This window comes from Boseongicola sp., assembly GCF_057460485.1.
Genome location: NZ_JBVCWP010000223.1, coordinates 1 through 6318, shown reverse-complemented (window position 1 = coordinate 6318; position 6318 = coordinate 1). Strand labels below are relative to the sequence as shown.

The following is a 6318-nucleotide window of genomic DNA, read 5'->3' as shown; positions in this document are numbered from 1 at the left end:
GGTCGCCTCAAAGCCTCTTTCCGTCGCATCGCCACGCGTTATGAGAAAACATCACAAAACTTTCTGGCAATGATCAAACTGGCATCCGTACGCCTCTGGATCGAGTTTTATGAGTCCGCTGCCTAGCTTTACTCAATACGACGACATGTCGACTACGACCATCCAGACACCGGCATCCACTTTCAGATTTTTCTGAATGCACCGCATGAGAACCGCGCTGCTGAAAACGACGGGCTTGCGACGCTGGCGCTGAATTTCGCGCGGCCTTCGATGTTTGTGAATGAGGCCGGCAGTATCATCCAAGTCTTGGCCCGCGCCCTTCCATTGTTGGTATGCAACTACCAGACCGAAACAGGTTGGACTCCCTTTGACCCGGAAGCATTGATCGCAAGCTACCATGACAACGCAAAGCCTGCGACGCCCGATTTGGCTAGAAACGCCGATGACGACTTCTGGGGCCACCGCCGCCGCGCCCCGCGCGCGCTGTTAAATTACGCTTGGGAATGGAACCGCAAACGCGCGCCCAAAGACGCCCGCTGCAAACAAGACGGCCGCAACATCTGGGTGCCGCTCTACGAATTTATCGACATCGACAGGCAGCTTCTCAGCTATGTCTCATGGTTCGATGGCGTGGCATCGCTGTTCCCAAAAACCGACCTGATCGGCATCGCCCGCAACGAATACCCCGCCAAAGTGCCCGGGTTTTTCAGCAAGAAACGCCCCTCGCTGGAATTCATCCCGCGCGCGTCAGCCGATGCCATCATGGGCGATACCTATCAGCCCGATCCGGTCTGGCCCGATGCCGTCAGCCCCATCATCGACGGCGGCCGCCCCGGACAGGAACGCTTTCTTGCACGCGCCATCGGCTCCGACACCGTCCGCGATCCAATCTACGCCGACGCCGACGAATATCGCATGCGCAAGGTCAAACCCTTCGTGCGCATCAAAGTCCATCGCATCCTTGGCGACGAATACTTCGACGACTGATCCGTCAGACGCCTTCGGACGACAGCGCCCACAAATTCACACCGCCCTCAAAGCAAAGCGCATCAATCGCGGCCAACTCGCCGTCGGTGAACTCCGCCGCGCCCAAAGCCGCCACGCAATCCTCGATCTGAGAGGTCTTAGAGGCACCAATCAATGCAGACGTCACGCGCCCGCCCCGAAGAACCCAGGCAATCGCCATCTGCGCCAAAGACTGCCCGCGCGCGGCCGCAATATCGTTCAGCCCATTCAGCCGCTTAATCGCCTCGGCCGTCAGCAACCCATCATCCAGTGACTTGCCTTGTGCTGCACGACTGTCTGACGGCACTCCGTTCAGATACTTACCCGTCAACATGCCTTGCGCCAGAGGCGTAAACACAATCGAGCCGACCCCGATATCGTCCAGCGTATCCAGCAAACCGTCCCGCTCCACCCACCGGTTCAGCATATTGTAAGACGGCTGATGGATCACAAACGGCGTGCCCATTTCGCGCAATAGTGCCGCAGCTTCCCGGCTCCGCCCGGAATTGTAAGAACTGATACCTGCATAAAGCGCTTTGCCTGAGCGCACGATCTGATCCAGTGCGCCCATGGTTTCTTCCAGCGGCGTTTCCGGATCAAACCGGTGAGAGTAGAAGATATCAACGTACTCAAGCCTCATCCGCTTCAAAGACTGATCGCAAGACGAGATCAAATACTTGCGGCTACCCCACTCGCCATAAGGGCCGTTCCACATATTGTATCCGGCCTTTGATGAAATAATCAGCTCATCGCGATAGCCCGCAAAATCCGCCGCCAGTATTTCGCCAAACGCCTCTTCCGCAGACCCCGCAGGGGGTCCGTAATTGTTCGCAAGATCGAAATGCGTGATCCCAAGATCAAACGCTTTACGACACAGATCGCGCTTCAGATCATGTGGCGTGTCACCACCGAAGTTATGCCAAAGCCCAAGGCTGACCGCAGGCAACTTCAGCCCCGACCTGCCCAGACGACGGTATTCCATCGTGTCATAGCGTGTATCGGCGGGTGTATATCGGGGGGTGTGTGCTGGTCTGATCATGGAACGCAACCTGCCTTCCCTGGCGCGAATGTCAACTGTCACCACACGGCGTCGGATAAGTCGTCACAAATGCATCCCTCGCATGGCGCGCGCCCGGATCAAGACACGTCACCCGGCCGACACCGCCCGCCCATACCAGATGGGGATCAATCGGTGCAAGGTCGCGCTCATCCAGCCCCCGCCAGACCTCGAAATGCAAATGCACACCACCCCCCGCCAAAAGCCCCGTCGCGCCCATGCGCGCGATCACCTCGCCGCGGCGCACCTGCTGCCCGACCTGAACACCCCGGCTTTCTAGATGGAAATACCGCGTAAACACCCGCGCGCCGTTTTCATCAACTCCGTGATCAACTCGCACCCTGTTCCCGTACAAGGTCCCCTGCCACGATGCCACAACAACGCCCGAATCCGCCGCAAGGATAGGCGTCGAACGCGGCCCCCAAAGGTCGATCCCCTCGTGGCGGTCTTGCGTGGCCCGAGACACAAGAAACTGCTGTGAAATGTAGATCGCATCGGGCGGCATCACGACATCAACCGCTGCCGGTGCCTCGCGGTGATACGGCTTAACCTCGCCAAATCGGTCCGCCCCGCAGTCCGCCAAAGCAAGCGCTGGTCCCCAAACCAGTCCGTACCGTCCCATCCCGCCTCCAAAAGCGCTGTATTCGCCGCCATTCATATCCGAACCTGCGTTGAAAACCAAAACCGGGCGGCATAGAACCCCTCCAACCCTCGCACAAAGGAACGACCATGGCCGCTTATCAATATGTCTACCACATGGACGGCGTCTCTAAGGCCTATCCCGGTGGTAAGAAGCTTTTTGAGAACATCCGTCTCAGCTTCCTGCCTGGCGTAAAAATCGGCGTCGTCGGCGCCAACGGTGCGGGTAAATCGACGCTGATGCGCATCATGGCTGGCATGGACAAAGACTTCACCGGCGAGGCATGGGCCGCAGAAGGCGCGCGCGTCGGGTACCTGCCGCAGGAACCGCATCTGGTCGAAAGCCTGAACGTGCGCGAAAACGTCATGCTCGGCGTCGCCGCCAAAAAAGCCAAGCTTGACCGCTTCAATGAACTGGCGATGAACTACTCCGACGAGACTGCCGACGAAATGGCCGCCCTTCAGGACGAGATCGATGCAGACAACCTCTGGGATCTCGACAGCCAGATCGACGTCGCCATGGAAGCACTTCGCTGCCCGCCCGACGACGCAGACGTGTCAACGCTTTCAGGCGGTGAAGCCCGCCGTGTGGCCCTTTGTAAACTTCTCCTCGAAGCGCCCGAAATGCTTCTGTTGGACGAACCAACCAACCACCTCGATGCGGAAACCATCGCATGGCTGCAACAGCACCTCATGGACTACAAAGGCACCATCCTGATCGTCACCCACGACCGCTACTTCCTTGATGACATCACCAGCTGGATCCTCGAACTGGATCGCGGACGCGGCCTTCCCTACGAAGGTAACTACTCGGCCTGGCTTGAGCAAAAAGCCAAACGCCTGGGCCAAGAAGCCCGCGAAGACAAATCACGCCAGAAAACGCTGGAACGCGAACTCGACTGGATGCGTCAGGGTCAGAAAGCGCGTCAGGCCAAGCAAAAGGCCCGGATCAACGCCTATAATGATCTCGCCAACCAGTCCGAGCGCGAGAAACTTGCCCGTGCCCAGATCATCATCCCGAACGGCCAGCGGCTTGGCTCGAAGGTCATCGAAGTCGAAGGCCTTAAGAAAGCCATGGGCGACAAACTTCTTGTCGAAGACCTCAACTTCTCGCTGCCCCCGGGAGGCATCGTCGGCGTGATCGGTCCGAACGGTGCGGGTAAAACCACGCTGTTCCGGATGCTCACTGGACAAGAAAAACCCGACGCAGGCACCATTGAATACGGCGAGACGGTTGATCTTTCCTATGTCGACCAATCCCGCGACGCGCTTGATCCTAACGCAACCGTCTGGGAGGAAATCTCGTCCGGCGGCGAAGTGATCCAACTTGGCGACGCCCAAATGAACTCCCGCGCCTATTGCTCGGCGTTCAACTTCAAAGGCGGCGATCAGCAGAAAAAAGTCGGCAGCCTTTCGGGCGGCGAACGCAACCGCGTCCACATGGCGAAACTGCTAAAAACCGGCGGGAACGTGTTGCTCCTCGACGAACCGACGAACGACCTCGACGTCGAAACCCTGCGCGCGCTAGAAGACGCATTGGTCGATTTCGCAGGCTGCGCCGTGGTCATCTCCCACGACCGCTTCTTCCTCGACCGGATTTGTACGCATATTCTGGCCTTCGAAGGCGAGGCACATGTTGAGTGGTTTGAGGGTAACTTTGAGGACTACGAGGAAGACAAGAAGCGGAGACTTGGGCCAGACGCTGTTGAGCCGAAGCGATTGAAATATAAGAAATTCACGCGTTGAAGCGTAGGAGTTTTTTAGTTTCCCGCTTGGGTTCGACGCGCTCAAAGTAAGGTCCAGGGGCCTTGCTCTGAGCCGGCTTGCGTAAGTTCTCGAACACAAGAGGCCCTGTCACCTTATCAACGGCCTGCAAAGCGCCTTGATCCGCTCCAATTCGCATTGATCAATCGCCGCATCACGCCGCTGATGTTCATTCAGTAAGGTCAGATCGAACTGCGCGTAGGTCATACGCCTGAAAAGATCTGCCAGCTTACTCGCAACAGGTTTGGGCAAAGCACCTTTCGGCAAATAGATGCTACGAAAGGCGCCGAATTCTGCTTTTTTGGTATAGTTCATGACTTTCTCCAGCAGTGTTCCTGCCCAAGAAGGTGCACGGATCCGTCCGGTCACTCAAACGCCATTTCTTGACATCCGATGTTCCAAAAAGTCACAAAGGACACATGCGAGGGAACCTCCCGCCTCTTAACCCATTGCGTGCATTTGAGGCCGCCGGCCGGCTCGGCAGCTTCACCCGTGCCGCGGAGGAACTAAACGTTTCGCATTCGGCCGTCTCCCGCCACGTGCGCGGTCTCGAAAAACGGCTGAACGTTCATCTTTTCCGGACTCGAAACACAGGCGTTGTGCTTACCGAGCAGGGGAAGACCTATCTGGCGCAAATCACGCCAGCTTTCAACCAAATCTTACTTGCGACCGAAGCCTTGTCGGTTCCCGCAGCAGGAGTTGTTACGATGACCACCGAAAATACGGTGGCACAGAAATGGTTGGTACCGCGCCTTGGAGAACTTAGGGTCAAACACCCCGCAATCGACCTGCGCCTTTCTATATCTACAGAGGTGATGGATATCCAAGCGCATGACTTCGATCTTGGGCTGCGATATCTTCGCTCAGACCCGTCAGAAGGCTACGAACAAATTTTTCCGTGTATGATCGGCGCATATGCCGCCCCCGAGTTCGCAAGGACAGAAAATGGAAATGTTGATCTCCAAGCATTGGCGTCCGGCCCGCTAATCCAAGAAGCAACATTTCGGATTTGGCCGGAATGGTTTCGCAAGGCGGGGTTGGCGGAGCCTCCGGAACTCAACTTGCCGCACCCTCTGAACGCTCTACTGGCAATCCAATCTGCTGTTGCCGGACTAGGCGCGGTGTTGATGGACAAACACCTCTGCGAAACTGAGGTGCAAACAGGCGCATTGGTGCGCCTTGCGGACATCGAAATTCGACATGGCGGATACTATCTGGCCGTGAATGCGCCTGCGGGTCGTCGCAAAGCCGTGCGTGCAGTTCAGCAATGGCTTCATAAAGAGCATGGGTAGGATGGGTGTGTTCTAACCATCTTCTGCACGTCCCTAAAACCCATTGTCATAACTTTCGCACACCCCCTTGTGCGCCCTCGCACCGTCTGCGTCATTGCGCCACGCCGCTCGCGCGCCCCACTTGCTTAACACGGCCACCAGCTCAACGAACTCGCCAGCGCCGCAGTCGGCAAAACTACCAAAGCCTCCACATGGGCTTCAAGTGTCAGCAGCATCCAGGACAACCCGTTCGTTGAAGTCGTGAGCCTGTCGGGCCTTGGCGGCAACGGCGCGGCATTGGACAACTACCTCGACACGATCTCGGTCGATCTGTCGGACTTCCAGCGCGCTGTTCGCGGCAACTACTCGATGGCGATCGCACTGAATGGCGACAACTTCTCTCCCTGCGACGTGGTCGCGGTGAAGATCATCTCAGGAGGCACAGTCCGCCTGATGGTCGACGATACTAAGTAAGTCTAACCTCCTCGCCCCAAAGCAAAAGGCGCGCACTTCGGTGCGCGCCTTTCATCGTGGCACCCCTGCGCTCACAGACGCTTCACAACCGAATTCTCTTGCTTTTCT

7 protein-coding genes are annotated in these 6318 nt (G+C 57.4%); 4 read left to right on the top strand and 3 right to left on the bottom strand.

What is annotated here, in order from left to right; genetic code table 11:
* Positions 1 to 270: 270 nt before the first annotated feature.
* Positions 271 to 987, top strand: coding sequence for a hypothetical protein (locus AC221Y_RS18495; RefSeq protein WP_486707987.1), 717 nt, complete (start codon positions 271 to 273; stop codon positions 985 to 987).
* Positions 988 to 991: 4 nt separating this feature from the next.
* Here AC221Y_RS18495 and mgrA read toward each other — a convergent pair whose 3' ends face one another.
* Positions 992 to 2044 (bottom strand): L-glyceraldehyde 3-phosphate reductase, encoded by a 1053-nt coding sequence (gene mgrA, locus AC221Y_RS18490; RefSeq protein ID WP_299752593.1) that lies wholly within the window; start codon positions 2042 to 2044, stop codon positions 992 to 994.
* Between the two features lie 31 nt (positions 2045 to 2075).
* Positions 2076 to 2684, bottom strand: a complete 609-nt coding sequence (locus AC221Y_RS18485) for a M23 family metallopeptidase (RefSeq protein ID WP_299752590.1) — start codon at positions 2682 to 2684, stop codon at positions 2076 to 2078.
* 107 nt (positions 2685 to 2791) lie between these two features.
* Between AC221Y_RS18485 and ettA the strand changes: the two genes are divergently transcribed.
* The gene (ettA, locus tag AC221Y_RS18480) at positions 2792 to 4447 is read left to right on the top strand and encodes an energy-dependent translational throttle protein EttA (protein ID WP_299752587.1); all 1656 of its coding nucleotides are present in this window, start codon (positions 2792 to 2794) and stop codon (positions 4445 to 4447) included.
* Positions 4448 to 4555: 108 nt separating this feature from the next.
* Here the strand turns inward: ettA and AC221Y_RS18475 are convergent, their stop codons facing one another.
* Positions 4556 to 4834 carry a hypothetical protein gene (locus AC221Y_RS18475; RefSeq protein ID WP_486707986.1) on the bottom strand — a complete coding sequence of 93 codons (279 nt, stop codon included), beginning with the start codon at positions 4832 to 4834 and terminating at the stop codon, positions 4556 to 4558.
* Positions 4835 to 4884: 50 nt separating this feature from the next.
* Between AC221Y_RS18475 and AC221Y_RS18470 the strand changes: the two genes are divergently transcribed.
* Together AC221Y_RS18470 and AC221Y_RS18465 are read left to right on the top strand one after the other, a co-directional pair.
* Positions 4885 to 5757: a LysR substrate-binding domain-containing protein gene (locus AC221Y_RS18470; protein WP_299752581.1), complete on the top strand. Its 873-nt coding sequence runs from the start codon at positions 4885 to 4887 to the stop codon at positions 5755 to 5757.
* 240 nt (positions 5758 to 5997) lie between these two features.
* Complete coding sequence (locus tag AC221Y_RS18465; protein WP_299752578.1) at positions 5998 to 6210, top strand: hypothetical protein; 213 nt, start codon at positions 5998 to 6000, stop codon at positions 6208 to 6210.
* Positions 6211 to 6318 lie beyond the last annotated feature (108 nt).